The sequence below is a fragment of the Oceanicella actignis genome, from assembly GCF_008124525.1.
GTDB classification, from domain to species: domain Bacteria; phylum Pseudomonadota; class Alphaproteobacteria; order Rhodobacterales; family Rhodobacteraceae; genus Oceanicella; species Oceanicella actignis.
Genome location: NZ_VNHJ01000003.1, coordinates 208066 through 232265 on the forward strand (window position 1 = coordinate 208066; position 24200 = coordinate 232265).

Genomic DNA, 24200 nt, shown 5'->3' on the forward strand with positions numbered 1-24200 from the left:
GAACGGAAAGCATGTCATGACCAAGGCCCAGCCCCAGATCAGCCTCTCGGTGTCTCCGCATCTGGAGCCGCCGGACATCGAGGCCCTGCGCGACTGGGTGCGCGCCTTCAAGGTCGAGGAGATCGAGTGCGTCACCCCCGACTTCGCCGGCATCGCGCGCGGCAAGGTGATGCCCGCGGCCAAGTTCCTGCGCGAAAGCGAGGTGCGGCTGCCGATCTCGATCTACTTCGCCGTCATCACCGGCGACTATGCCGAGGCGCCGCATCCCGAGCTGCACTCGGACGGGGACATCACCCTGGTTCCCGACATCGCCACCGCGCGCGCCGTGCCGTGGGCGGGAGAGGCCTCGCTGCAGATCATCCACGACGTGGTCGACCGCCACGGCGCGCCGATTCCCTTCGCCCCGCGCAACGTGCTGCGCCGGGTGCTGGACGCCTACGCCGCGCGCGGCTGGACGCCCGTGATCGCGCCCGAGCTGGAATTCTACCTGACCAAGCCCAACACCGACCCCGACTATCCGCTCGAGCCGCCGGTGGGCCGCTCGGGGCGGCAGTCGACGGGCAGCCAGGCCTTCTCGCTTTCGGCGGTGGACGAATACGACGCGGTGATCGAGCACATCTACGACTACGCCGAGGCGCAGGGGCTGGAAATCGACACCATCATCCAGGAGGCCGGCGCCGCCCAGCTCGAGATCAACATGATGCATGGCGACGCGCTGCGCCTGGCGGACCAGGTGTTCTTCTTCAAGCGCCTGATCCGCGAGGCGGCGCTGCGCTGCGGCTGCTACGCCACCTTCATGGCCAAGCCCATGGCCGGCCAGCCGGGCAGCGCCATGCATGTGCACCAGTCGGTGCTGGACGCGCAGGGGCGCAACATCTTCACGCAAGAGGGGGGCGAGGCCTCGCCGCTGTTCGCCCACTACATCGGCGGGATGCAGAAATACCTGCCCGCGGCGACGGCGCTGATCGCGCCCTATGTGAACTCGTATCGGCGCCTGGTGAAATTCATGTCGGCGCCGGTGAACCTGGAATGGGGCTACGACAACCGCTCGACCGGCCTGCGCGCGCCGCGCTGCGCGCCCGACGCGCGGCGCATCGAGAACCGCGTCATCGGCGCCGACGCCAACCCCTATCTGGCCATCGCGGCCTCGCTGGCGGCGGGGCTGCTGGGCATCGAGGAGCAGCTGACCCCGCGCCCGCCGGTCGAGGGCGGCGCCTATGACCACGAGCGCGACCTGCCCTATTCGCTGCTCGAGGCGGTGGACCTGCTCGAGGAGTGCGCGCCGCTCGGGCGGCTGCTGGGCGAGGATTTCGTCAAGCTCTTCGTCGCGCTCAAGCGCTTCGAGCACGAGCAGTTCATGATCGTCATCAGCCCATGGGAGCGGGAGCATCTCCTGCTGAACGTATGAGCCTTCTGCACCGGAACGACGCGCGCGGGCGCCACGCGCCCTCGTGGTATGCGCACAGCGCCGCCCCCTTTCCCGAGCTGCCCCCCCTGCGCGGCGAGGCGCGCGCGGATGTGTGCGTGATCGGGGGCGGCTTCACGGGCCTTTCCACGGCGCTGCACCTGGCCGAGCGCGGCGCGCAGGTGACGCTGGTCGAGGCGCATCGCGTGGGCTGGGGCGCCTCGGGGCGCAACGGCGGCCAGGTGGCGGTGGGCCAGCGTCTGTGGCAGGAAGAGATCGAGCGCATGCTCGGCCCCGACGACGCCCGCGCCGCGTGGGAGATCGGCCGCGACGCGGCGCGGCTGGTGCGCGCGCTGATCGCGCGCCACGGCATCGACTGCGCCTGGCGCGACGGCATCCTGCACCCCAATCACCGGCGGCGCTTCGACGGCCCCGCCCGCGCCCATGTCGAGCGCATGCGCAAGGTTTACGGCTACGAGGGCCTGGAATGGCTCGAGCCCGACGAGATGCGCGCCGCGCTGGACGCGCGCGGCTATCACGGCGGCTATCGCGACCGCGAGGCGGGCCATCTGCACCCGCTCAACTATGCCCGCGGGCTGGCGCGGGCGGCGATGACGGCGGGCGCGCGGCTTCACGAGACGACCGAGGCGCTGGCCATCGAGGACGGCGCGGTGCGGCTCGAGGACGGGATCCTGCGCGCCGAGACGATCGTGGTCGCGTGCAACGGCTATCTGGGCCGGCTGCTGCCCGAGGCGGCGGCGCGCGTTCTGCCGATCAACAACTTCATCATCGCCACCGAACCCCTGCCGCCCGAGCGCGTGCGGGCGATCATTCCGGGCGGCGAGGCGGTGGCCGACAGCCGCTTCGTGGTGAACTACTTCCGCTTCTCCGAGGACGGGCGCATGCTGTTCGGCGGCGGCGAAAGCTATGGCGACGCGTTCCCGCGCGACATCAAGGGCTATGTGCGCCGGCGCATGCTCAAGGTGCTGCCGCAGCTGGCGGACGCGCGCATCGATTTCGGCTGGGGCGGGACGCTGGGAATCACCATGACCCGCCTGCCCTTCTTCGCCGAGGTCCGGCCCGGCGTGTTCAACGCCTCGGGCTATTCGGGCTCGGGGGTGGCGATGGGCACGATGGCCGGCCAGCTGCTGGCCGAGGCGCTGAACGGCGATCGCCGGCGCTTCGACGTGATGGCGCGCCTGCCCGCGCCGCCCTTCCCCGGCGGGGCGCTCCTGCGCCGGCCCACGCTGGTGGCGGCGATGCTGTTCGCGCGGCTGCGCGACATGCTCTGACGCCGCGGGCGCGGCCCGGCGCGGGGCGGCGCCCGTTAACCGCTTCCCTTTACGGCGCGCTCATGCCTGCGCCCTATGCTGTCCGACGGGGTGAGCGGCCGCGGGGGCGGCCGCGGATGAGGGGAAGCATGATGAAAGACTGGCCGCTCTTCTTTCGCAATCTGGCGCTGGGAACGGGCGCCGCCTGCGCCGCCTTCTTCGCGGCGCTGTGGCTGCTCAGCGGGCGAATCGAGTTCCTGGGCGCCGTCGGGGGGGTGTGGGCGCTGGGGCAGCTCTTCGCGGCGCTGGCGGCCTTCGCGGGCCGCAGGGCGGCGATGCGCGCCGCGCCGCAGGCGCCGGCCGATCCGCAATGGCGCGGCGGCTGGCAAGGTTCGGCCGACGCCCGGCGCTAGGGGCCCGGCGCCGGGGTTCCGACCCACGCCGCGGCGCGGGGGGCGACGGCGCCCGGCCTCGCGCGGATCGCGCGGAGGTTGGGGCCTTCGGCGAGGCGGTCATGAGTCCGGCGACTGGCCTGTGCCCGGCAGCGTGCGCATCGCACGATCCTGCGCCGTCGAAGGGGCCGGAGCCGCCGCCAGGTCCGCCCGCGGCCCCGGCTTGAGAAGCCGCCGCGCCGCGCTCCGCGCCCCCGCCGCCCGCCTTCGCCGCACCTTGATCGGCGCCCGCGCCAAGGGGTTTGACATTTGCGCGCAAGCGCGTGACAAACCCCGTTCCGTCCTGCGTTCCGGCCGCGCGGGCGGGGCGACGGAGCAGGCCGGACAAGGAGCCCGAACGGTGATCTCGCCCGTCCTGCCGACCTATGCGCGGGCGCCCCTGTCCTTCGTGGAGGGGAGCGGCCCATGGCTCATCGACGAAAGCGGCCGCCGCCACCTGGACCTGTGCGCCGGGATCGCGGTCAACGCGCTGGGGCACGCGCATCCGCGCCTCGTCGCCGCGCTCGAGTCGCAGGCGCGACGGCTGTGGCACACCTCGAACCTCTACCGCATCCCGAACCAGGAGCGGCTCGCCCGCCGGCTGACCGAGGCGACCTTCGCGGACACCGTCTTCTTCGCCAATTCGGGAACCGAAACGATCGAGCTGGCGATCAAGATGGCCCGCCGCCGCGCCCACGCCGCCGGCGAGCGCGAGCGCACGCGCATCCTGACCTTCGAGGGCTGCTTCCACGGCCGCAGCACCGGCGCCATCGCCGCCTCGGGCGCGCCCAAGATGGTCGAGGGCTTCGGCCCGCTCATGCCCGGCTTCGACCACGCGCCCTGGAACGATCTCGAGGCCGCGCGCGCCCTGGTCGGGCCGCAGACCGCCGCGATCCTGGTCGAGCCGATTCAGGGCGAGGGCGGCGTGCGCGTCGCCGATCCCGCGTTCCTGCAAGGGCTGCGCGCGCTGGCCGACGAGAGCGGCGCGCTGCTGATCCTGGACGAGATCCAGACCGGCGTCGGGCGCACCGGCAAGCTGTTCGCGCACGAGCATTACGGCATCCGCCCCGACATCATGACCGTGGCCAAGGGCATCGGCGGCGGCTTCCCGCTGGGGGCGCTGCTGGCCACGGAAGAGGCCGCCGCCGCAATGACCGCCGGCAGCCATGGCAGCACCTATGGCGGCAACCCGCTGGCCTGCGCCGTGGGCTGCGCGGTGATGGACGAGGTGCTGGCCGAAGGCTTCCTCGACCGCGTCGCCGAGGCCGGCCGGCGCCTGCGCGCCGGGCTCGAGGCGCTGGCCGCGCGCCATCCGGCCGTTCTGGGCGGCGTGCGCGGCATGGGGCTGATGCTGGGGCTCGAATGCCGCGTGCCGGTCGGGCGCCTGGTCGCGGCGGGATACGACGCGGGCGTGCTGGTGGCGCCGGCCGCGCAGGACGTGGCGCGGGTGCTGCCGCCGCTCATCATCGCCGACGAAGAGATCGACGAGGGCCTTGCGCGGCTCGACGCCGCGGCCGCCGCGCTCGAGGCCGCCGAAGCAACGGATCAGGAGGCGCGCGCATGACGTCCCGTTTCGCTCCCCTCGACGCCGCCCTGCCCGCCGGGATGCGGCATTTCCTGGACCTGCACGCGGTCGCGCCCGAGGATCTGCGCGCCATGATCGACGCCGCCCACGCCGCCAAGGCCGCCCGCGCCGGGCTGCCGCGCGGCGCGACGGACCAGGGCGCGCCGCTGGCCGGGCGCATCCTGGGCATGATCTTCGAGAAGCCCTCGACGCGCACGCGCGTCAGCTTCGACGTCGGCATCCGCCAGCTGGGCGGGCAAGGCCTCATGCTGTCCTCGGCCGAGATGCAGCTGGGCCGCGGCGAGTCGATCGCCGACACCGCGCGCGTGCTCAGCCGCTTTCTCGACATCGTGATGATCCGCACCGGCCCGCACGAAAAGCTGCTTGAGCTGGCGCGCCACGCCGCGATTCCCGTCATCAACGGGCTGACCGACGCCTCGCATCCGTGCCAGCTGATGGCCGACGTCATGACGATCGAAGAGCAGCTGGGCCCGATCAAGGGACGCACCGTCGCCTGGGTGGGCGACGGCAACAACATGTGCGCCTCGTTCATCGAGGCGGCGGCGCAGTTCGGCTTCGCGCTGCGCATCGCCTGCCCCGAGCCGCTTTCGCCCCCGCGCGACGTGCTGGCCTGGGCGGCCGAGCGCGGCGCCGACGTGCACGTCACCCGCGATCCGCGCGAGGCCGTCTCGGGCGTGGACGTCGTCGCCACCGACACCTGGATCAGCATGGGCGACACCGACCGCTCGCGCGAGAAGCGGCACGCCATGCTGCGCCCCTTCCAGGTCAACGCGGCGCTGGTCGAGCTGGCGGCGCCGCATGCGATCTTCCTGCACTGCCTGCCCGCCCATCCGGGCGAGGAAGCCAGCGAAGAGGTCATGTATGGCCCGCGCTCGGTCATCTTCGACGAGGCCGAGAACCGTCTGCACGCCCAGAAGGCCGTGATGCGCTGGTGCCTCGGCGCGCTCTGAGCCCCGGGCGGGCGCCGCGCGCCCATCTCCGCGCGCCAGGGGGGCATGGCGCGCCGCCGCCTCGCCCCGCCCGCCCGTTGCGAGCGGCGCCTCGGCGCGCCGAAGCGGGCGATTTGCGCCGGCCCGTCCGACGCACTATCTCAAGAGCCGAGCGGCGGCGCGCGGCGACGCGGCCCCGTCCCTTTCCTTTCCCGGCGCCCGCGCCGGGCCTGCAAGCGCGCCGGAGGCGCAGCCCATGAGCACACATGACGACAACGCGGGCGCGGCCGTCGCCCGCCCCCTCGGCGCCGGCGACGACACCGTGCTGCCCTTTCAGCTCGACCGCAGCGACATCCGCGGCCGCGTCGCGCGGCTGGACGAGTCGCTGGCGCGGATGCTGGCCCAGCACGACTACCCGCCCGCCGTCGGCGCCCTGACGGCCGAGGCGGCGATGCTCACCGCCCTGATCGGCCAGACCATCAAGCTGCGCTGGAAGCTGAGCCTTCAGATCCGCGGCAGCGGCCCCATCCGCCTGATCGCCACCGACTATTACGCCCCCGAGACCGAGGGCGCGCCGGCGCGCATGCGCGCCTGGGCCAGCTTCGACCCCGAGGCTGTCGATCCCTCGGCCCCGGGCTTTGCGCAGCTGGGCGAAGGGGTGTTCGCGATCCTCATCGACCAGGGCCCCGGCACGACCCCCTATCAGGGCATCACGCCCCTGGCCGGCGGCTCGCTGGCGGCCAGCGCGCAATCCTACTTCGCCCAGTCCGAGCAGATCCCGACCCGGTTTGAGATCGTCTCGGCGCTGGCATCGGCGCCCGGCGGGCAGCCCGCATGGCGCGCGGGCGGGGTGATGCTGCAGCAGCTGCCCGCCGAGGGCGGCGCCGGCGCAGCGCGCCCCGAGGCCGATGCGGACGGGCTGATGACCGCGCAGGGCGTCGCCGACATGGCCGGCCGCGGCGAGGACTGGAACCGCGTCAATCTGCTGCTCGACACCGTGGACGCGCACGAGCTGATCGGCCCTCACGTCACCCCCGAGGCCCTGCTCTGGCGCCTGTTCCACGAAGAGACCCCGCGCGTCTACCCGGTCCAGCCGGTGCGCTTCGGCTGCTCGTGCTCAGGCGAGAGGGTGGTCGAGGCCCTTGCCGGCTGCTCGCCCGACGAGATCGCCGCCATGACCACGCCCGAGGGCAAGGTCACGGCCGACTGCCAGTTCTGCGGCGCGCATTACGAATTCGCCCCCGAAGAGCTGGGCGCGCGCTCAGGCGGCCATTGACCGCCCCGCCCGGCGGGCGCTAAGCATCGCGCGCCGGGCCCGTAGCTCAACGGTCAGAGCAGACCGCTCATAACGGTTTGGTTGGGGGTTCGAATCCCTCCGGGCCTACCAGATCCCCCCAAGATCCCCCCAGATGCCCCGGCCATGCGCGCCGGCGCATGCGCGACGGCGCGGCCCCGCAGGGCCGCGCCGCGCCCGGATCTCGGCGCGCCTTACTGGAAGGCGTCGGGCATCAGCAGCTGCGGCAGCCACAGCGCCAGCTGCGGAAACACGATCACCAGCAGCAGGATGAGCAGCATCGGCAGCAGGATGATCGCCACGTCGCGCAGCACCGAGACCACGTTCACCCCCCCGATCGCCGCCGAGATCAGCAGGCACAGACCGTATGGCGGCGTCACCAGCCCGAACGCCAGCGAGATGATGCCGATGATCGCGAAGACGATGGGGTCGATTCCCACCGACTGCGCGACGGGCATCAGCACCGTGCCGAGAATGATGATCGCCGGGATCGCGTCGATGAACAGGCCGAACAGCAGGAACAGCCCGGCGATCATCAGCGCCACGCCGAAGGCGCTCAGCTCCATCGCCGTCACCGTCGAAACCAGCAGCCGCGGCACGTTGAAGAAGGCCAGCATCCACCCGAAGGCCGAGGCCGTGCCGATGGCGAAAAGCGAGATCGAGGCGAAGCGGCCCGTGTCGTAGAGCACCGCGCCAAGGTCGCGCAGGCCGACGGTGCGGTAGACGAACATGCCCAGGAACAGCGCATAGCCCGCCGCGATGATCGCGCTTTCGGTCGGCGTGACCACGCCGCCGACGATGCCGCCGATCACCAGAAGCGGCGTCATCAGCGCCAGGATCGCGCCGCGCAGCGCGCGCCGGAACTCGGCCAGCGTCGGCCGCCCCGCGGTCGGATAGCCGCGCACCTTGGCGTAGCCGTAGACCGTCGCCATGAGCGCCAGCCCGATCAGGATGCCGGGCGTGGCGCCGCCCAGGAACAGCGCGCCGACCGAGATCTGCATCACGCCGCCCCAGACCACCATCAGGATGCTGGGCGGGATGATCACGCCCATCACCGACGAGCACGCGGTGATCGCGACCGAGAAGCGGCGGTCGTAGCCCTCCTTGACCATGGCCGGGATCAGGATCTTGCCGCAGCCCGCCGCATCCGCGGTGGACGAGCCCGAAATGCCCGCGAACAGCATCGAGACCGCCACGTTCACATGGCCGAGCCCCCCCGGCATCCAGCCGGTCATCGCCCGCGCCAGATCGATCAGCCGGTCGGTGACCTTGCCCGAGTTCATCAGGTTCGCCGCCAGAAGAAAGAACGGCACCGCCAGAAGAATGAACGAGTTGTAGGACTGGAACATCCGGTCCAGCACGATGAACGGCGTCAGGCGGATGTCGAGCAGCACCACCGGAACCGTCGCAAGGCCCAGCGCGAAGGCGACCGGCACGCGCATCAGGATGAGGAAGGCGAAGGCGCCGAACAGGATCGCGCTGGCCGTGACTGTGGACAGGATCATCGCACGGCGCTCCGCGGCTGGGACCGGCGCCAGGCGTCGATGCGCTCCTTCAGCCGCCAGGCGGCGAAGATCGCCCAGACGGCGCCCGCGATCGGGACCGAGACATGGGTGAAGATCTTGTTCGCGCCCATCATCATCGAGCGCTGATTGGCGCCGAAGCGCGCGTAGTCCACGCCGTACCAGGCCACCATCAGCCCGAAGGCCAACACGCAGACCAGCACGAAGCCGTCCTGCAGCAGCGAGGCCAGCGGCCCGCGCGCGTCGGGCAGAACGCGCACGTCGAAATGCGTGCCGTCCCAGACCGCCACCATCGAGCCGATCATCACGACCCAGATGAACAGGAACGTGGCCAGCTCCTCGGTCCACAGATAGTTCGGGATCAACCCCGTGTATCGGGCGATGACCTGCATCGCCACCGGCGCCGCCAGCGCGCCGACGAGGACGGCCAGAAGCCCCCGCAGCGCGGCGCAGAACCGCTCAAGCGCAACACCAAGCATGTTTTCCTCCCCAACGCCGCGCCATGCGCGCCGCCGCCTTGCGACATGCGACGACGCCCCGCCGCGCGGGCGGGGCGCCGTCATCGCCCGCAGGTCACATGCCCCGGATCGCCGCCAGCAGATCCGACGCGCCCAGCTCCTGCGCATAGGCGTCCTGGACGGGCTTGACCATGTCGAGCAGCTTGTCGCGGTTCTCGAATTCGAGAATCTCGATCTGGCCGGCATCGGCCATCTGCTTGAGCTTGATCCCGTCCTCGCGCGATTCCAGCTCGCGGCCGAAGGCGCCCGCCTCGCGGCCGGCCCGCTTGACGGCCTCCTGCTGCTCGGGGGTCAGCTTGCGCCAGGCGGTTCCGCTCATGACCAGGGGACGCACGGTGATCGTGTGCCTGGTCAGCGTGACGTAGGGCGCGACCTCGTAGAAGCGCAGGTTCTGGATGCTGGCCGCCTCGTTCTCGAAGCCGTCGATGACGCCGGTCTGGATGGCGTTGTAGACCTCGTTGTAGGCGATGGCGGCGGGCGCGGCGCCAAGGGCCTTGAAGATGCGCGCCTGGATGGGCGCGCCCATCACCCGCATGCGGTGACCCTTGAGGTCCTCGAGATTGCGGATCGGCTTGCGCGAAACCAGGTTGCGCACGCCGCCGCCGGCATAGCCCAGCACGATGATGTCGGCCTTCTCGGCCAGCTGCCGCTCGAGCGGGGCGAGCACGTCGCTGGACAGGACCTTGTTCCAGTGCTCGGGATCGCGGAACAGGAAGGGCATGTCCATCAGCGGCGCCGAGGGCGCGAAGGTGGCCATGTTGGACGGCGCCATGATGGCGTAATCCACCGCCACGCCCTGGTTGAGATAGGTGACGTAGTCCTTCTCGACCCCGAGCTCGCCGTTCAGGCGCAGGTCGAAGTCCAGCGCGCCGCCGGTGTATTCCGTGGCCAGGCGCTCGAACTCGCGCAGCGTCTTGGTGAAGGCATGCTCTTCGTCAAACATGCTGGCGCCGCGCAGCGTCATGTCGGCCGCGGCCGCCGGCGCGGCGACCGCCGCGGCGAGCATGGCGCCCTGAACAAGGCGGGTCGCCTTCTTGAAGATGGTCATGCGTGTCTCCTCCCTTCGCATGGTTGCGCCGGAACCCCCGGCGGCATGGTCTTCGGCGGGCGGGGTCCGGCGGCGCGGCGCCCACCCTGCGTCGAGTCGCGCGCTGCGCCGACCTGGTCGGCCCTGCATTGCGTCAGTTTTTTAACATACTAGTATCCCAATTGGAAGCGCCTCACGCCGCCCCGCGCGCCCATTCCAGCCCCGCGAGAAGGCCGCGCAGCTCGGCCAGCCCGCGCATGCGCCCGATCAGCGAATAGCCCGGCTGCGCGCCGCGCGAAGCGTCGTCCAGCAGCTCGTGCCCGTGATCGGGGCGGAAGGGGATCTCTTCGCCGCGCGCGCGCTCGGCCTCGAGCAGCGCCGCCGCCGTCGCCGGCAGATCGACGTCGCCTTCAAGATGCGCGGCCTCTTCGAACGAGCCGTCGGCGAAGCGGCGCACGTTGCGCAGATGCGCGAAATGGATGCGCTCGGAGAAGGCGCGGGCGATCGCGGGCACGTCGTTCCGCGCCGAGGCGCCCAGCGAGCCCGAGCACAGCGTCAGCCCGTTGGAGGGCGAGTCCTCGGCGCCAAGAATCCAGGCGATGTCCTCGGCGCTCGAGACGATGCGCGGCAGGCCCAGAATGTCGCGCGGCGGGTCGTCCGGATGGATCGCCAGACGCACGCCAAGCTCGGCCGCGGCGGGCGCGACCTCGCGGATGAAGCGCTTGAAGTTGGCGCGCAGGTCGTCGCACGTCAGACCCGCCCGATCGGCCAGAACCGCCTTGAGCCCGGCGATGTCGTAGCGCGGAAAGGCGCCGGGCAGCCCGGCCATGATCGCCTCGAGCAGCGCGTCGCGTTCGGCCTGGCCGGCGGCGGCGATCCAGGCGTCGGCCGCCGCCACGGCCTCGGGGGCGTAGCGCGCGCGCGCCTCTTCCATGCCCAGCATGTGGATCTCGAAGGCGGCCATGCGCGGCGCGCTGAAGCGCAGGCAGCTGCCCCCGCGCGCGACGGGCGCGCGCAGATCGGTGCGCGTCCAGTCCAGCAGCGGCATGAAGTTGTAGCACACCGTGCGCACGCCCTCGGCGGCCAGATTGGCCAGGGACTGCCGGTAGTTGGCGTAACGCGCGTCATGCGCGCCCTCGCCGACCTTGAGCGCGTCATGCACGGGCAGGCTCTCGACCACGTCCCACGTGAACCCCGCCCGCGCCAGGCGGTCGCGGCAGGCGGCGATGCGCTCGCGCGGCCAGACCTCGCCATAGGGAATCTCGTGCAGGGCGGTGACGATGCCCTGCGCGCCGGTCTGCGCGATCTCATCCAGCGTGATGGGGTCGAAATCCCCGAACCAGCGCCATGTCTCCTTCATTGCTCCCCTCCGTCGATGGCGGGCGCGCCCTCGGGCATGCCCAGATCGCGCCGCCAGCGCCCCGCATCCACCGGCGCCAGCGCGCCCTTGCGCGCGATGACCTGATTGGCGACCCGCGTCGCGGCGAGGATGCGTGTCTCGATGTCGGCCGCGTGATCGAGCCCGGCCAGGAACGCGGCGTTGAAGCTGTCGCCGGCCGAAGTGGTGTCGACGATGCGCCCGGCCGGCGGCGGCGCCGTGCGCCCCGCGCGCCCCTCGCACAGATGGGCCACCGGACCGCCCCCGTTCTTGACGACGACGATCCGCGCCCCCGCGTCGGCGTAGCGGGCGGCCGAGGCCTGCGGGTCCGGGTCGCCGAAGGCGGCGGCCTCGTCGTCGAACGAGGGCAGCACGATGTCGGCCAGCCCCGCGGCGCGCATCACGCTCTGGCGCATGAGCGCGGCGTCGGGCCACAGGCGCGGGCGGATGTTGGGATCGAACGCAACCGCCGCGCCGCGCGCGCGCGCGCGCTCGAGCGCGGCGAACAGGTTCTCGCGCCCCGGCCCCTCGAGAATGGCCAGCGTGATGCCCGACAGATACACAAGGTCCGCATCCGCGAAGGCGCGGTCGAGCGCGTCGGGCTCCTGCGCCAGCAGCCGCGCGGCCGAGCGCTCGCGCCAATACGAGAAGCTGCGCTCGCCCGCCTCGAGCCAGATCATGTAGACCCCGATCGAACGCGCGGCGCAGCGCAGCACATGCCCGGTCTCGATGCCGGCGGCGCGCATGAAGGCCAGCATCTCGTCCGAGGGCCGATCCTGCCCGACGCGCGAGGCGAAGCGCACCGCCCAGTCGGGCCGCAGCCGCCGCGCATACCAGGCGGTGTTGAAGGCGTCGCCCGCGAAGCCCTTGCGCAAGAGCCCGGGCCGCGCGTCGGGCGCAAGCTCGAGCATGCACTCGCCGACCGAGACGAGGCGCCGTGCGGGAGCGTTCGCGGATGGTGCGTCGAAGAAGATCATCGGCCGGGCCCGGATTTGCCGCATGGAGTGGCGACGCCGCCGGCCGCGCGAAGGCGGCCGGCCGCGGATCAGCTCATCAGCATGCCGCCGTTGATGTCGACATTGGCCCCGGTGACGTAATCGCTGTCGGGCCCGGCCAGGAAGGCGACCATGTTGGCCACGTCCTCGGGCCGCCCCTGGCGCTTGAGCGGGGCGGCGTTCTCGACGAAGCGGCGCACCTCGGGGGCGGTGTGGATGTTGTGGAAGTCCGTGTCGATCATGCCGGGGCAGATGCCGTTGACGCGGATATGGGGGCCGAACTCCTTGGCCATGCCGCGGGTCATGGTCATCACCGCGCCCTTGGCCGTCGCATAGGCGACCGCGCCGGGGCCGCCGCCGTCGCGGCCGGCCTGGCTGGCGATGTTGACGATCGCGCCCGTCTTCATGTGCGGCAGGCAGGCGCGGACCATCAGGAAGGCCGAGGTGACGTTCAGCGTCATCACGGCGTTCCAGTGCTCGAGCGGCATGTCGGGGATCTTCTTGCGCGCGATCAGGCCGCCGGCGTTGTTGACCAGGATGTCGACGCGGCCGAACTCCTCGACCGTGCGCGCGACAAGGGCGGCTGCGCCCTCTTCAAGGCAAAGGTCGCCCTGCAGCGCAAAGGCCCGCCCGCCCGCGGCGCGGATCCGCTCGACCGCGGCCTGCGCGCCTTCGCCGCTGGCGGGGCTGTGATAGTTGAGCGCGACGCAGGCCCCCTCCTCGGCCAGCTTCAGCGCGCAGGCGCGCCCGATGTCGCGCCCGGCCCCGGTGACGATGGCGACCTTGTCCTCAAGCTTTCTCATCCTGCCGTCCTTCCTTCGCTCGCAGAACCCCTCCCTGCGCCGCGGGATGTGAATCGCGCGGCTTGCGGGTCGGCGGCACGCTAGCGCAGGTGCCGCTAGTATGCTAGTCGGTTATTGCGGGGCCGGCGCTCGGCTTGCGCGGGCGGACGTTTCAAGGGATACTCCCCGCATCCGCGATCGCTCCGCGGCGCAGGACGCGGCGGAGCCTGGAAGAACCGGAGAAAAGGCGACCAGCGGAATGGTGACGGCTTCGAGACTGCCCGAGCGCAGGACCAACGTCGACTACGTGTTCGACACGCTTCACGACGAGATCCTCTCGCTCAAGCTCCGACCCGGCGACCGGATTTCGGAAGCCGAGATCGCCGCGCGGCTCGGCGTCTCGCGCCAGCCGGTGCGCGATGCGTTCAGCCGGCTCGAGAACCTGGACCTCGTGGTCATTCGCCCGCAGAGGGCCACCGAGATCAAGCGCTTTTCCCGGCTGGGCATCCGCAAGTCGCGCTTCATCCGGGCCGCGATCGAGGCCGAGGTGCTGCGCCTTGCCGCCGCGCGCTGCGACGCGCAGGGCAGGCGCGCCCTGGAGCGAAGCCTGGACGAGCAGCGCGCGGCGCTGCGCGCGGGCGATTACCGGCGCTTCGCGCAGCTCGACTACACCTTCCACCAGGCTCTGTGCGGCGTGGCGGGCGTGCCCTTCGCCTATGACGCCATCGCCGCCGAAAAGGCCAAGGTGGACCGGCTGTGCGTGCTGGGACTGTCGCGCGAGGACCGCATGCCCATGCTGCTGGGCGATCACGAGGAGATCGCCGCGCGCGTCATCGCGGGCGACGCCGAGGGCGCGGTGGCGGCGGGCAAGCTGCACCTGACGCGCCTTGACGACACCATCAACGCGATCGAGAAGCAGCACCCGGCCTATTTCGAGGACTGAGCGGCCGCGCGCCCTTGGCCCGCGCGCGGGGACCGGACCGGCGCAGCGCCCGCATGTCGTCGTCGCAGCTCCGCCCCGCGCCCGCGCGGCGAGCGGGTCGATCCGCCGCCGGGCGCAGCGGCGATGCTCGCCCGCCCCCGGCCCGCGCGCGCGGGGCCTGAGCGGAAAACGCCGCGGCAACAGATCATCGTCCTGACCCGCGCGCGGGGGCCGGGCGCCGGCGACCGCCGCCGCGCCGGCGAAGGACGGCCCTCGCCTGCCCGCGCGCGGGCCGGGCGCCGGCGATGCGCCCGCCCGGCGCGCGGCAAGGGCGGCGCCTCAGTCCTCGAGGCGCGAGATCATCACCGACACGACCGGCTTCTTGCCCCACCAGCGCATGCAGGCGCGGCGCGCGGCGCGCGTGGCCAGCTCTTCGATCTGCTCGTCCGAGCGGCGGTTGGCGGGCGCCGAGTCCACCGCCTTGTCCACCGCCTCGTAGATCAGATCCTCGAGCGGGGCGGGCCAGCCCTCGGCCGTTTCGGGCGCGCCGCTGACGGCGATCTCGGGATCGGCCAGCAGCTGCCCCTTCTCGTCCAGCACAAGGCTGACGGCGACATGCCCCTGGCGGGCCATCTTCAGCCGCTCGCGCACCACGCCGTCGGTGGCGCCGATGATGACCGAGCCGTCCAGATAGAGCTTGCCCGTGGGAACCTGATCGACGATGCGCGGCCGGTCGCCCGCCAGCGCCACCATCGTGCCGTTGGGCGCGGCGATCGAGGCGACCTGAAGCGACTCGGCGAAGGCGGCGTGCTCGACCAGGTGGCGGTGCTCGCCATGCATGGGGATCGAGATGCGCGGACGCAGCGCGTCATACATCACCTTCAGATCCTCGCGCCGGGCGTGCCCCGAGACATGGACGCGGCCGTTTTCCTCGTCATAGATGCGCACCCCCTGCTCGGCCAGCATGTTGTAGATGCGATAGACCGAGGATTCGTTGCCCGGGATGGTCTTGGACGAGAAGATCACCGCGTCGCCCGCGCGCAGCGACACCGTCGGATGCGTGCCCGAGGCGATGCGCGCCAGCGCGGCGCGCCCCTCGCCCTGGCTGCCGGTGACCAGGTAGAGCACCTCGCGCCGGGGCAGATCGGCGGCTTCGTCCTCGGTCAGCGTGTGCGGGAAATCGGTCAGCAGGCCGGTCTCGATCGCCGTCTCGATCATGCGGTTCATGGCGCGGCCGACCAGAACGGTCTTGCGCCCCGCATCGCGCGCCAGAACGGCGATGGTGCGCAGGCGCTCGACGTTCGAGGCGAAGGTGGTCGCGGCCACCGCGCCCTCGTTCTCGCGCAGGATCTCGGCGATCGGCTCGAGCACGTCGGCCTCCGAGCCGCCGCGACCGGGGGCGAAGACGTTGGTGCTGTCGCAGACCATGGCGTGCACGCCCTCGTCGCCAAGGCGCCGGAAGGCGTCAAGGTCGAAGGGTTCGCCCATCTGCGGCGTGTGATCGACCTTGAAGTCGCCCGTATGCACGACGCGCCCCGAGGGCGTGTCGATGATCAGCGAGGCGGCCTCGGGGATCGAGTGCGTCACCGCCTGGAAGCGCACCTGGAACGGGCCCGCCGCCACCGTGCCGCCGGTCACGGTCTTGATGGGCTTTTGCGACAGGCTCACCTCCTCGAACTTGCGGCGGATGATCTCCGAGGTGAAGGGCTGGGCGTAGATCGGCGCCTTGAGCCGCGGCCACAGCCGCCCCAGCGCGCCGACGTGATCTTCATGCGCGTGGGTGATGAAGATGCCCTCGAGCTTGTCGGCCTGCTCGGCGATGAAGGCGGGGTCGGGCATGATGATCTCGATGCCCGGGCTCGTCTCCATGTCGCCGAAGCTGACGCCGCAATCGACCATGATCCAGCGCCGCTTCGCGCCCCGGCCCGCGCCGTAGAGATACATGTTCATGCCGATCTCGCCCGCGCCGCCGAGCGCGACGAAAACCAGATCGTCGTCCTTCGTGGCTTCGGTCTTTTTCTTTCCAGCCATTCAACGGCCTTTCTTGTTCAATTCATGGATCGCGACCAGCCCGCGAAGCGTCAGGTCGCGATCGACGTGGTCGATCGCCGCGGCGCCGCGCGCGAAAAGCGGCGACAGACCGCCGGTGGCGATCACGGTCATCGGCTTGCCGCGCTCTTGCATGATGCGCCGGCAAAGCCCCTCGATCATCGAGACATATCCCCAGTAGATGCCCGACTGCATGCAGGCGACGGTGTTCGTGCCCACCACGCGCTCGGGCCGCGCGACCTCGACCTCGGGCAGCGCGGCGGCGGCCTCGTGCAGCGCGCGCAGCGACAGGTTCACCCCGGGCGCGATCACGCCGCCCTCATAGGCGCCGTCGGCGGCGACGACGTCAAGCGTGGTGGCGGTGCCGAAATCGACCACGATCAGCTCGCCCTCATAGCTGCGATGCGCCGCCACGGCGTTCACCAGGCGGTCGGCGCCGACGCGGGTGTGCGGATCGACCCGCACCTCGATGCCCAGCTCGCAGCCCGGGCGGCCGACGATGAGCGGCGTCGCGCCGAAATATTTCTCGCACAGGACGCGCAGGTTGAAGATGGCCCTGGGCGCGGTCGAGGACAGCGCCACATCGGTCACGTCCTCGGGCGTCAGCCCCGCATGGCGCATGAGCTGGTCAAGCCAGACGAAGTATTCGTCGCCCGTGCGCCGCACATCGGTGCCGCAGCGCCAGTCGGCCACGAAGCGTTCGCCGTCATGCACCGCGAACACGCAGTTGGTGTTTCCGACGTCGATGGTCAAGAGCATGGCTCGCCCCTCAGGCCCGGGTCATGGAAAATGCACCTCGGCGGCGGCGATGCGCACGGGCCCGTCGCCGGTGCGCAGCACCAGCGCGCCCTCGCCGTCCACATCCTCGAACACGCCGCGCAGGACGCGCCCGGGCAGGCGCGCCTCGATGGTCTGGCCCAGCCGCGCGGCGCGCGCAAGCCATTCCTCGCGGATCGGCGCGAAACCCTCGCGCGCCATGCGCGCGGCGCGCCGGGCGAAGGCGGCGGCCAGGATCTCGAGCGCCTCTTCGGGCCGCGGCGCAATCGCGCCCGCCGCGCGCAGGCTGGTCGGAGGGAAGGCGCCGCGCGCCTCGGGCGGCAGCTGGGGATGCGCGGCCAGGTTGACCCCCACCCCGATCGCCAGCCAGTCCAGCCGCGGCCCCGCGCCCTCGCTTTCAAGCAGAACGCCCGCCACCTTGCCGCCGTCGAGCAGCGCGTCGTTGGGCCATTTGAGCGCCACGCGCCCGCCCGGCGCATGGGCGTCGAGCAGCTCGGCCACCGCAAGGCAGGCCGCGAAGCTGAGCAGCGCCGCCTGCGCCGCCGGCGCCTCGGGCCGCATCAGCAGCGTGGCGTTGAGGTTGCCCTCGGGCGCCGTCCACGGCGCGCCGCGCCGCCCGCGCCCGGCCAGCTGGCGGCGCGCCATGATCCAGAGCGGACGGCCGTCCCAGCCGCCCGCCGCCGCGCGGGAACGGGCGCGGCGGCGAGCCTCTTCGTTGGTGCTGTCGATCTCGTCCAGGATCAGGCGTCCGACGCCCTCGGGCCAGTTCATGCGTCAGTTGAACAGCGCCGCCGCGGCCGTGGCCGCCAGCTCGGGCACCCCGAAGCCGCTCAGCCCCGGCGCCCAGCCCAGCGACATCACCAGCGCCGCCGCCGTCAGCGCCAGCCCGTGCGCGAAGGGCATCGACCCGGTCAGCGACAGGCCCGGCTCGTCGAAATACATGATCTTGACGATGCGCAGGTAGTAGAAGGCGCCGATCACCGAGGCCACGGCGCCCGCCACCGCCAGCGGCGCCAGCCCCGCATCGACCGCGGCGACGAACACCATCCACTTGCCGAAAAAGCCCAGGAGCGGCGGCACGCCCGCCAGGCTGAACATCAGCGCCGACACCGCCAGCGCCTGCCCGGGCCGCGTGCGCGCCAGCCCGGCCAGATCGCCGATGCCGGTCACCGGGGCGCCGTCGCGCTCCATGCACATGATGAAGGCGAAGGCGCCGACGTTCATGGCGACATAGATGCTCAGATAGACCAGCAGCGCCTCGACCCCCTGCTGGGTGCCCGCCGCGAGGCCCATCAGCGCGAAGCCCATATGGGCGATCGACGAATAGGCCATCAGGCGCTTGATGTTGGTCTGCACGATCGCCGCGATCGACCCCAGGAACATCGACGCGACCGCAAGGAAGGCCAGGATCTGCCGCCACTCGGCCGAGACCTCGCCGAAGGCGTCGAACAGAACCCGCGCGAACAGCGCGCCGGCCGCGACCTTGGGCGCGGTGGCGAAGAAGGCCGTCACCGCGGTGGGCGAGCCCTCGTAGACGTCCGGCGTCCACATGTGGAAGGGCACGGCCGAGATCTTGAAGGCCAGCCCCGCGCACAGGAAGGCGACGCCGAACAGCAGGCCCAGCGACAGGCCGCCCTCATGCACCGCCTCGGCGATGCCCGCAAAGCGCGTCGCGCCCGCATAGCCGTAGATCAGCGACGCGCCGTAAAGCAGCAGCCCCGAGCCGAGCGCGCCCAGCACGAAGTATTTCAGCCCCGCCTCGGTGGACTTCACGCTGTCGCGGCGAAAGGCGGCGACGACGTAAAGCGACAGCGACTGCAGCTCGAGCCCCATGTAGAGGCTCATCAGATCGCCGGCCGAGACCATCACCATCATGCCCAGCGTGGCCATGGCGATGAGCACGGGATACTCGAACTTCAGGATCCGGCGCCGGCGCAGGTAGTTTTCCGACAGCGCCAGCACGGCCGCGGCCGAGAACAGGATCAGCGCCTTGGCGAAGCGCGCGAAGCCGTCCGAGACGAAGGCTCCGCCGAAAGCCTCCTGCCCGCCGTCGCGGAAGCTCACGATCAGCCCCAGCAGCGCGAAGAAGGCGGCCGTCAGCCAGGTCAGCCCCGACGCCCAGCGGTCCTGGCCGCCGAAGGCGCAGGCCATCAGCGCCGCCATGGCGAACAGCGCCAGCAGGGCCTCGGGAAGAACGACGTAAAGATCAGCGCTCAGCATGTTCGTCTCGTCCCATCAATGCTGGAGAGCGGCGAGCGCCGATTTCGGCGCGGCCTCGTGATAGGCGGTCCGCGCCTCTTCGACCTGGCGCGCAAGCGCCTCGGTCGAGGCGCCGAACCAGTCGGTCGCCAGGCTCGGATAGACGCCGAACAAGAGCGTGCAGGCCACCAGCGGCGCGAAGATGAACTTCTCGCGCCGGTCCATGTCGGCGATGCCCGCCAGGCTCTGCTTGATCAGGTCGCCGAACACCACCCGCCGATAGAGCCACAGCGCATAGGCCGCCGACAGGATCACGCCCGTCGCCGCGCCGAACGCCGTCCAGGTCGAGACCTGGAACGCCCCGGCCATGGTCAGGAACTCGCCGACGAAGCCGGACGTGCCCGGCAGGCCCACATTGCCCATGGTGAACAGCATGAAGACCGTCGCATAGACCGGCATGCGCACCGCCAGCCCGCCATAGGCGGCGATCTCGCGCGTGTGCATGCGGTCGTAGATCACGCCGACGCAAAGGAACAGCGCGCCCGAGATGAAGCCGTGGCTGATCATCTGGAACATCGCGCCGTCCAGCCCCTGGCGGTTGGCCGCGAAGATGCCCATGGTCACGAAGCCCATGTGCGCGACCGAGGAATAGGCGATCAGCTTCTTGATGTCCTCCTGCATCAGCGCCACCAGCGAGGTGTAGACGATGGCCGCCACCGACAGGAAGAACACGAAGTCGCGCATCAGCTCGGACGCGACGGGGAACATGGGCAGGCTGAAGCGCAGGAAGCCGTAGCCGCCCATCTTGAGCAGGATCGCCGCCAGCACCACCGAACCGGCCGTGGGCGCCTGCACATGCGCGTCGGGCAGCCAGGTGTGCACCGGCCACATGGGCATCTTCACCGCGAAGGAGGCGAAGAAGGCCAGCCACAGCAGCGTCTGCATGCCGCCCATGATCTGCCAGCCCATGATCTCGATCGGACCGGCCGAGAACTCGTGCGACAGCAGCCGCGCGATGTCGGTCGTGCCCGCGTCGCGATACATCGCGACCATGGCCACCAGCATCAGCACCGAGCCGAGGAAGGTGTAGAGGAAGAACTTGAACGCCGCGTAGATGCGGTCCTTGCCGCCCCAGATGCCGATGATCAGGAACATCGGGATCAGGCCCGCCTCGAAGAACAGGTAGAACAGCACCAGATCCAGCGCGCAGAAGACGCCGATCATCAGCGTCTCGAGCGCCAGGAACGCGGCCATGTATTCCTTGACCCGCTCTTCGACCTTCCAGCTGGCCAGGATCACCAGCGGCATCAGGAAGGTGGTCAGCATCACGAAGGGCGCCGACAGGCCGTCCACGCCCATCTTGTAGGTCAGGCCGAACATCCACTCGCCTTCCTCGACGAACTGGAAGCCCGGATCGGACGGGTCGAAATTGGTCAGGATCACCAGGCTCAGCAGGAAGGTGGCCGTGGTGGTCAGGAGCGCGACGATGCGGGCGTTGCCGCGCGCGGCCTCGTCGTCGCCGCGCAGCGCCAGCATCAGCACCAGCGCGCCGAACAGCGGCAGGAAGGTGACCAGCGAAAGAATGTTGGGCATCAGTGCGCTCCTCCGGCAACGCCGGTGACCGAGATCCAGGTGATCAGCAGGGACACGCCGATCAGCATCGCGAAGGCGTAGTGGTAGACGTAGCCCGACTGCAGCCGCCCCGCGAGCCGCGCCAGCGCCGGCACGATCCCCAGCGCGACCCCGTTCACGACGCCGTCGATCGCCGCCCCGTCGCCCTTCTTCCACAGGAAGCGGCCAAGCCGCATCGCCGGGCGGACGAAGAGGAAGTCGTAGATCTCGTCGAAATACCACTTGTTGAGCAGGAACAGATACAGCCCGCGCTGGCTTTCGGCCAGGCGCCCGGGCAGCGACGGGTTCAGGATGTAGAACCAGATCGCCACGCCCAGCCCCAGCAGCATCGCCACGAAGGGCGCGAGCTTCACCCAGGCCGGAACCTCGTGCACGTCGTGCAGGATGTGGTTGTGCTCGGCCATGCCGATGGCGGCGCCGAAGAACTCTTCGGCATGATGGCCGATGAAGTCGCCATACCAGACCATGCCCGCCAGCACCGCGCCCGCGCCCAGGACGTAGAGCGGGATCAGCATGACGCGCGGGCTTTCATGCGCGTGCTCGAAGCGCTTCTTGTCGCGCGGCTTGCCGTAGAAGGTCATGAACATCAGCCGCCACGAGTAGAACGAGGTCATCGCCGCCGCGATCACCAGCAGCCAGAAGGCGTAGCCCGAATGGCCCGCATAGGCGCCCTCGATGATGGCGTCCTTCGACACGAAGCCCGCGAAGCCGATCGGCAGCCCGACAAGGTCGTAGGAGAAGGGAATGCCGACGCCGGTGATGGCCAGCGTGCCCAGCATCATCATCCAGAAGGTGACCGGGATCTTGGCGCGCAGGCCGCCATAGCGGCGCATGTCCTGCTCGTGATGCATCGCATGGATGACCGAGCCCGCGCCAAGGAACAGCAGCGCCTTGAAGAAGGCGTGGGTGAACAGGTGGAACATCGCCGCCTGGTAGAAGCCCACCCCCGCGGCCGCGAACATGTAGCCCAGCTGCGAGCAGGTCGAATAGGCGATCACGCGCTTGATGTCGTTCTGCACCAGCCCGACCGTCGCGGCGAAGAACGCCGTCGAGGCGCCGATCACCGCCACGAAGGTCAGCGCGCCGGGCGCATGCTCGTAGAGCGGCGACATGCGGCACACCAGGAACACGCCCGCCGTGACCATCGTCGCCGCGTGGATCAGCGCCGAGACCGGGGTCGGACCCTCCATGGCGTCGGGAAGCCAGGTGTGCAGGAACAGCTGCGCCGACTTGCCCATGGCGCCGATGAAGAGCAGGAAGGCCAGAAGCTCGGCCGCGTTCCACTCGCGCCACAGGAAGGCGATCGAGCTTTCGGCCAGGGTCGGGGCGGCGGCGAACACGTCGTCGAAGGCGATGCTGTCGACCATGTAGTAGATGCCGAAGATGCCCAGCGCGAAGCCGAAATCGCCCACGCGGTTGACGATGAAGGCCTTCATCGCCGCGGCGTTGGCCGAGGGCTTCTTGAACCAGAAGCCGATCAGCAGATACGAGGCGACGCCCACGCCCTCCCAGCCGAAGAACATCTGCACCAGGTTGTCCGAGGTCACCAGCGCCAGCATGGCGAAGGTGAAGAAGGACAGATAGGCGAAGAAGCGCGGCTTGGAGGGATCCTCCTCCATGTAGCCGATCGAGTAGAGGTGCACCAGCGACGACACCGAGGTGACCACCACCAGCATGATCTTGGTCAGCGTGTCGAGGCGCACCGACCAGTCGGCCCCCAGCGTGCCCGAGTCGAGGAAGCGGAACAGCGTCGTCGTCTCGGCGCCGTGATGGGCGTCGTAGGTGAAGAAGGTGATCCAGCTGAGCGCGGCGCAGACGAACACGATGGCCGTCGGCGCGATCATCGCCATGCGCTCGCCGATCAGGCGATGGCCGAAGCCGGCGATCAGCGCGCCGGCCAGCGGCGCGAGAAGAATGAACGTGGTCATGCGCTCAGCCCTTCATCACGTTGACGTCTTCCACCGCGATGGTGCCGCGGTTGCGGAAGAAGCAGACCAGAATGGCCAGCCCGATCGCCGCCTCGGCGGCCGCCACCGTCAGGACGAACAGGGTGAAGACCTGCCCCGCCAGATCCTGCAGATGGGTCGAGAAGGCGACGAAGTTGATGTTGACCGCCAGCAGCATCAGCTCGATCGACATCAGGATGACGATCACGTTCTTGCGGTTGAGGAAGATGCCGAAGATCCCGGTCACGAACAGGATCGCGGCGACGGTCAGGTAATGTTCCAGGCCCACGCCCGCAGCGGATTCCATGATCGGTTCTCCCCTCAGATGCCCTGGCCGGGCTTGACGTCCAGAAGCTCGACCGCCTCGTGGCGCTCGCGGTGGATCTGCTTGAGCACGTCCTGCCGCTTGATCCCCTCGCGGTGACGCAGCGTCAGCACGATCGCCCCGACCATGGCCACCAGCAGGATCAGGCCGGCCGCCTGGAACAGGAACACGTAGTCGTCATAGATCAGACGCCCCAGCGCGCGCGCGTTGTGCACCTGCCCGACCGCCTCGGCCGGGGCCTCGCGCAGCGCGGGCGCAGCGTCGGAAAACGCCCAGCCGCCCAGCGCCAGCGCCAGCTGCGTCAGCAGCACGACGCCGATCAGAAGCCCCACGGGCAGATGCTCGGCCATGCCCGCCTTCAGCTCGGCGAAGTCCACGTCCAGCATCATGACCACGAACAGGAACAGCACGGCCACCGCGCCGACATAGACGATGACCAGCAGCATCGCCACGAACTCGGCGCCCATCAGCACGAACAGCCCGGCCGACGAGAAGAAGGCCAGGATCAGCCAGAGCACGGAATGCACCGGGTTGCGCGACAGGACGACAAGCGCCCCGGCCGCGACCGCCGTGCAGGCGAAGAGGTAGAACGCAAGGGTCGCTACCGCCATGTCCCCTTCCTTTCATGCGCCGCCGCGTCGCGGCGTCTTGGTTGCTGCGCGCCGCCGGGCGGCGCATGTCGTTGCGAATGGCCGGCGGCGTGGGCCGCCGGCGCCGTCACCGATAGGGCGCGTCCAGCTCGAGATTGCGCGCGATCTCGGCCTCCCAGCGCTCGCCGTTCTCAAGCAGCTTCTGCTTGTCGTAGAAGAGCTCCTCGCGGGTTTCCGTGGCGAACTCGAAGTTGGGCCCCTCGACGATCGCATCCACCGGGCACGCCTCCTGGCAGAAGCCGCAATAGATGCACTTGGTCATGTCGATGTCGTAGCGCGTGGTGCGGCGCGAGCCGTCCTCGCGCGGCGCGGCCTCGATCGTGATCGCCTGGGCGGGGCAGATCGCCTCGCACAGCTTGCAGGCGATGCAGCGCTCCTCGCCGTTGGGATAGCGGCGCAGCGCGTGCTCGCCGCGAAAGCGCGGCGAAAGCGGCCCCTTCTCGAACGGATAGTTCACCGTCGCCTTGGGCTTGAAGAAATACTTCATGCCCAGCCGGAACCCCTCGATGAAGTCCAGCAGAAGGAACGAGCGCGCCGCGCGCTTGAGCGTCAAAGCCATCAC

22 protein-coding genes and 1 tRNA gene are annotated in these 24200 nt (G+C 70.4%); 8 read left to right on the forward strand and 15 right to left on the reverse strand.

Going from position 1 to position 24200, the window contains the following annotated elements:
• Window positions 1-16 precede the first annotated feature (16 nt).
• The 7 genes from LY05_RS06230 to LY05_RS06260 all read left to right on the forward strand — a co-directional run bounded on the left by LY05_RS06230 (window position 17) and on the right by LY05_RS06260 (window position 7008).
• Window positions 17-1408, forward strand: coding sequence for a glutamine synthetase family protein (locus LY05_RS06230; protein WP_148922523.1), 1392 nt, complete (start codon window positions 17-19; stop codon window positions 1406-1408).
• Window positions 1405-2697, forward strand: coding sequence for an NAD(P)/FAD-dependent oxidoreductase (locus tag LY05_RS06235; RefSeq protein WP_148922524.1), 1293 nt, complete (start codon window positions 1405-1407; stop codon window positions 2695-2697). Before LY05_RS06230 ends, LY05_RS06235 begins: the two co-directional genes overlap by 4 nt.
• 128 nt (window positions 2698-2825) lie before the next feature.
• Window positions 2826-3089, forward strand: a complete 264-nt coding sequence (locus LY05_RS06240) for a hypothetical protein (protein WP_148922525.1) — start codon at window positions 2826-2828, stop codon at window positions 3087-3089.
• 379 nt (window positions 3090-3468) lie between these two features.
• Window positions 3469-4671 (forward strand): aspartate aminotransferase family protein, encoded by a 1203-nt coding sequence (locus tag LY05_RS06245; RefSeq protein ID WP_148922526.1) that lies wholly within the window; start codon window positions 3469-3471, stop codon window positions 4669-4671.
• A 41-nt stretch (window positions 4672-4712) separates the two neighbouring features.
• On the forward strand, window positions 4713-5642 hold the full coding sequence (argF, locus tag LY05_RS06250; protein ID WP_148922623.1) for an ornithine carbamoyltransferase: 930 nt from the start codon (window positions 4713-4715) through the stop codon (window positions 5640-5642).
• Between the two features lie 235 nt (window positions 5643-5877).
• Window positions 5878-6897: an Hsp33 family molecular chaperone HslO gene (gene hslO, locus LY05_RS06255; protein ID WP_148922527.1), complete on the forward strand. Its 1020-nt coding sequence runs from the start codon at window positions 5878-5880 to the stop codon at window positions 6895-6897.
• Window positions 6898-6932: 35 nt separating this feature from the next.
• Window positions 6933-7008 (forward strand) — tRNA-Ile (locus tag LY05_RS06260).
• Between the two features lie 101 nt (window positions 7009-7109).
• Here LY05_RS06260 and LY05_RS06265 read toward each other — a convergent pair.
• The 6 genes from LY05_RS06265 to LY05_RS06290 form a co-directional block, all read right to left on the reverse strand.
• Window positions 7110-8420, reverse strand: coding sequence for a TRAP transporter large permease (locus LY05_RS06265; RefSeq protein WP_148922528.1), 1311 nt, complete (start codon window positions 8418-8420; stop codon window positions 7110-7112).
• Entirely contained in the window at window positions 8417-8917 is a 501-nt protein-coding gene (locus LY05_RS06270; RefSeq protein ID WP_072745913.1) for a TRAP transporter small permease, read from the reverse strand. Before LY05_RS06270 ends, LY05_RS06265 begins: the two co-directional genes overlap by 4 nt.
• 94 nt (window positions 8918-9011) lie before the next feature.
• Window positions 9012-10004 carry a TRAP transporter substrate-binding protein gene (locus tag LY05_RS06275; protein ID WP_148922529.1) on the reverse strand — a complete coding sequence of 331 codons (993 nt, stop codon included), beginning with the start codon at window positions 10002-10004 and terminating at the stop codon, window positions 9012-9014.
• 172 nt (window positions 10005-10176) lie between these two features.
• A complete protein-coding gene (gene uxuA, locus LY05_RS06280) occupies window positions 10177-11343 on the reverse strand; it encodes a mannonate dehydratase (RefSeq protein ID WP_148922530.1) in 1167 nt (388 codons plus the stop codon).
• Window positions 11340-12338, reverse strand: coding sequence for a sugar kinase (locus tag LY05_RS06285; RefSeq protein WP_148922531.1), 999 nt, complete (start codon window positions 12336-12338; stop codon window positions 11340-11342). Before LY05_RS06285 ends, uxuA begins: the two co-directional genes overlap by 4 nt.
• Window positions 12339-12406: 68 nt before the next feature.
• Entirely contained in the window at window positions 12407-13159 is a 753-nt protein-coding gene (locus tag LY05_RS06290; RefSeq protein WP_148922532.1) for an SDR family NAD(P)-dependent oxidoreductase, read from the reverse strand.
• 238 nt (window positions 13160-13397) lie between these two features.
• Between LY05_RS06290 and LY05_RS06295 the strand changes: the two genes are divergently transcribed.
• On the forward strand, window positions 13398-14081 hold the full coding sequence (locus LY05_RS06295) for a GntR family transcriptional regulator (protein ID WP_072745918.1): 684 nt from the start codon (window positions 13398-13400) through the stop codon (window positions 14079-14081).
• Between the two features lie 318 nt (window positions 14082-14399).
• On the opposite strand, the gene LY05_RS06300 is transcribed toward LY05_RS06295, so the two are convergent.
• The 9 genes from LY05_RS06300 to nuoI form a co-directional block, all read right to left on the reverse strand.
• Window positions 14400-16091, reverse strand: coding sequence for a ribonuclease J (locus LY05_RS06300; RefSeq protein ID WP_148922533.1), 1692 nt, complete (start codon window positions 16089-16091; stop codon window positions 14400-14402).
• Window positions 16092-16868: a type III pantothenate kinase gene (locus tag LY05_RS06305; RefSeq protein WP_072745920.1), complete on the reverse strand. Its 777-nt coding sequence runs from the start codon at window positions 16866-16868 to the stop codon at window positions 16092-16094.
• Between the two features lie 21 nt (window positions 16869-16889).
• Window positions 16890-17657 (reverse strand): biotin--[acetyl-CoA-carboxylase] ligase, encoded by a 768-nt coding sequence (locus tag LY05_RS06310; protein ID WP_148922534.1) that lies wholly within the window; start codon window positions 17655-17657, stop codon window positions 16890-16892.
• A gap of 3 nt (window positions 17658-17660) precedes the next feature.
• A complete protein-coding gene (gene nuoN / locus LY05_RS06315) occupies window positions 17661-19106 on the reverse strand; it encodes an NADH-quinone oxidoreductase subunit NuoN (RefSeq protein WP_148922535.1) in 1446 nt (481 codons plus the stop codon).
• Window positions 19107-19121: 15 nt separating this feature from the next.
• Window positions 19122-20678: an NADH-quinone oxidoreductase subunit M gene (locus tag LY05_RS06320; RefSeq protein ID WP_072745923.1), complete on the reverse strand. Its 1557-nt coding sequence runs from the start codon at window positions 20676-20678 to the stop codon at window positions 19122-19124.
• Window positions 20678-22645 (reverse strand): NADH-quinone oxidoreductase subunit L, encoded by a 1968-nt coding sequence (gene nuoL, locus LY05_RS06325; RefSeq protein ID WP_072745924.1) that lies wholly within the window; start codon window positions 22643-22645, stop codon window positions 20678-20680. Before nuoL ends, LY05_RS06320 begins: the two co-directional genes overlap by 1 nt.
• Before the next feature lie 4 nt (window positions 22646-22649).
• Window positions 22650-22970, reverse strand: a complete 321-nt coding sequence (gene nuoK, locus LY05_RS06330; RefSeq protein ID WP_072745925.1) for an NADH-quinone oxidoreductase subunit NuoK — start codon at window positions 22968-22970, stop codon at window positions 22650-22652.
• Window positions 22971-22984: 14 nt separating this feature from the next.
• Window positions 22985-23599: an NADH-quinone oxidoreductase subunit J gene (locus LY05_RS06335; RefSeq protein WP_072745926.1), complete on the reverse strand. Its 615-nt coding sequence runs from the start codon at window positions 23597-23599 to the stop codon at window positions 22985-22987.
• 106 nt (window positions 23600-23705) lie between these two features.
• Window positions 23706-24197, reverse strand: coding sequence for an NADH-quinone oxidoreductase subunit NuoI (nuoI, locus tag LY05_RS06340; protein WP_072745927.1), 492 nt, complete (start codon window positions 24195-24197; stop codon window positions 23706-23708).
• Window positions 24198-24200: the final 3 nt, after the last annotated feature.

Bases quoted from the DNA above. Each gene is read 5' to 3' on its own strand.
- LY05_RS06230 (WP_148922523.1), top strand. From the start codon at position 17: ATGACCAAGGCCCAGCCCCAGATCAGCCTCTCGGTGTCTCCGCATCTG.
- LY05_RS06235 (WP_148922524.1), top strand. From the start codon at position 1,405: ATGAGCCTTCTGCACCGGAACGACGCGCGCGGGCGCCACGCGCCCTCG.
- LY05_RS06240 (WP_148922525.1), top strand. From the start codon at position 2,826: ATGATGAAAGACTGGCCGCTCTTCTTTCGCAATCTGGCGCTGGGAACG.
- argF (WP_148922623.1), top strand. From the start codon at position 4,713: ATGCGGCATTTCCTGGACCTGCACGCGGTCGCGCCCGAGGATCTGCGC.
- hslO (WP_148922527.1), top strand. From the start codon at position 5,878: ATGAGCACACATGACGACAACGCGGGCGCGGCCGTCGCCCGCCCCCTC.
- LY05_RS06265 (WP_148922528.1), bottom strand. From the start codon at position 8,420: ATGATCCTGTCCACAGTCACGGCCAGCGCGATCCTGTTCGGCGCCTTC.
- LY05_RS06270 (WP_072745913.1), bottom strand. From the start codon at position 8,917: ATGCTTGGTGTTGCGCTTGAGCGGTTCTGCGCCGCGCTGCGGGGGCTT.
- LY05_RS06275 (WP_148922529.1), bottom strand. From the start codon at position 10,004: ATGACCATCTTCAAGAAGGCGACCCGCCTTGTTCAGGGCGCCATGCTC.
- uxuA (WP_148922530.1), bottom strand. From the start codon at position 11,343: ATGAAGGAGACATGGCGCTGGTTCGGGGATTTCGACCCCATCACGCTG.
- LY05_RS06285 (WP_148922531.1), bottom strand. From the start codon at position 12,338: ATGATCTTCTTCGACGCACCATCCGCGAACGCTCCCGCACGGCGCCTC.
- LY05_RS06290 (WP_148922532.1), bottom strand. From the start codon at position 13,159: ATGAGAAAGCTTGAGGACAAGGTCGCCATCGTCACCGGGGCCGGGCGC.
- LY05_RS06295 (WP_072745918.1), top strand. From the start codon at position 13,398: ATGGTGACGGCTTCGAGACTGCCCGAGCGCAGGACCAACGTCGACTAC.
- LY05_RS06300 (WP_148922533.1), bottom strand. From the start codon at position 16,091: ATGGCTGGAAAGAAAAAGACCGAAGCCACGAAGGACGACGATCTGGTT.
- LY05_RS06305 (WP_072745920.1), bottom strand. From the start codon at position 16,868: ATGCTCTTGACCATCGACGTCGGAAACACCAACTGCGTGTTCGCGGTG.
- LY05_RS06310 (WP_148922534.1), bottom strand. From the start codon at position 17,657: ATGAACTGGCCCGAGGGCGTCGGACGCCTGATCCTGGACGAGATCGAC.
- nuoN (WP_148922535.1), bottom strand. From the start codon at position 19,106: ATGCTGAGCGCTGATCTTTACGTCGTTCTTCCCGAGGCCCTGCTGGCG.
- LY05_RS06320 (WP_072745923.1), bottom strand. From the start codon at position 20,678: ATGCCCAACATTCTTTCGCTGGTCACCTTCCTGCCGCTGTTCGGCGCG.
- nuoL (WP_072745924.1), bottom strand. From the start codon at position 22,645: ATGACCACGTTCATTCTTCTCGCGCCGCTGGCCGGCGCGCTGATCGCC.
- nuoK (WP_072745925.1), bottom strand. From the start codon at position 22,970: ATGGAATCCGCTGCGGGCGTGGGCCTGGAACATTACCTGACCGTCGCC.
- LY05_RS06335 (WP_072745926.1), bottom strand. From the start codon at position 23,599: ATGGCGGTAGCGACCCTTGCGTTCTACCTCTTCGCCTGCACGGCGGTC.
- nuoI (WP_072745927.1), bottom strand. From the start codon at position 24,197: ATGGCTTTGACGCTCAAGCGCGCGGCGCGCTCGTTCCTTCTGCTGGAC.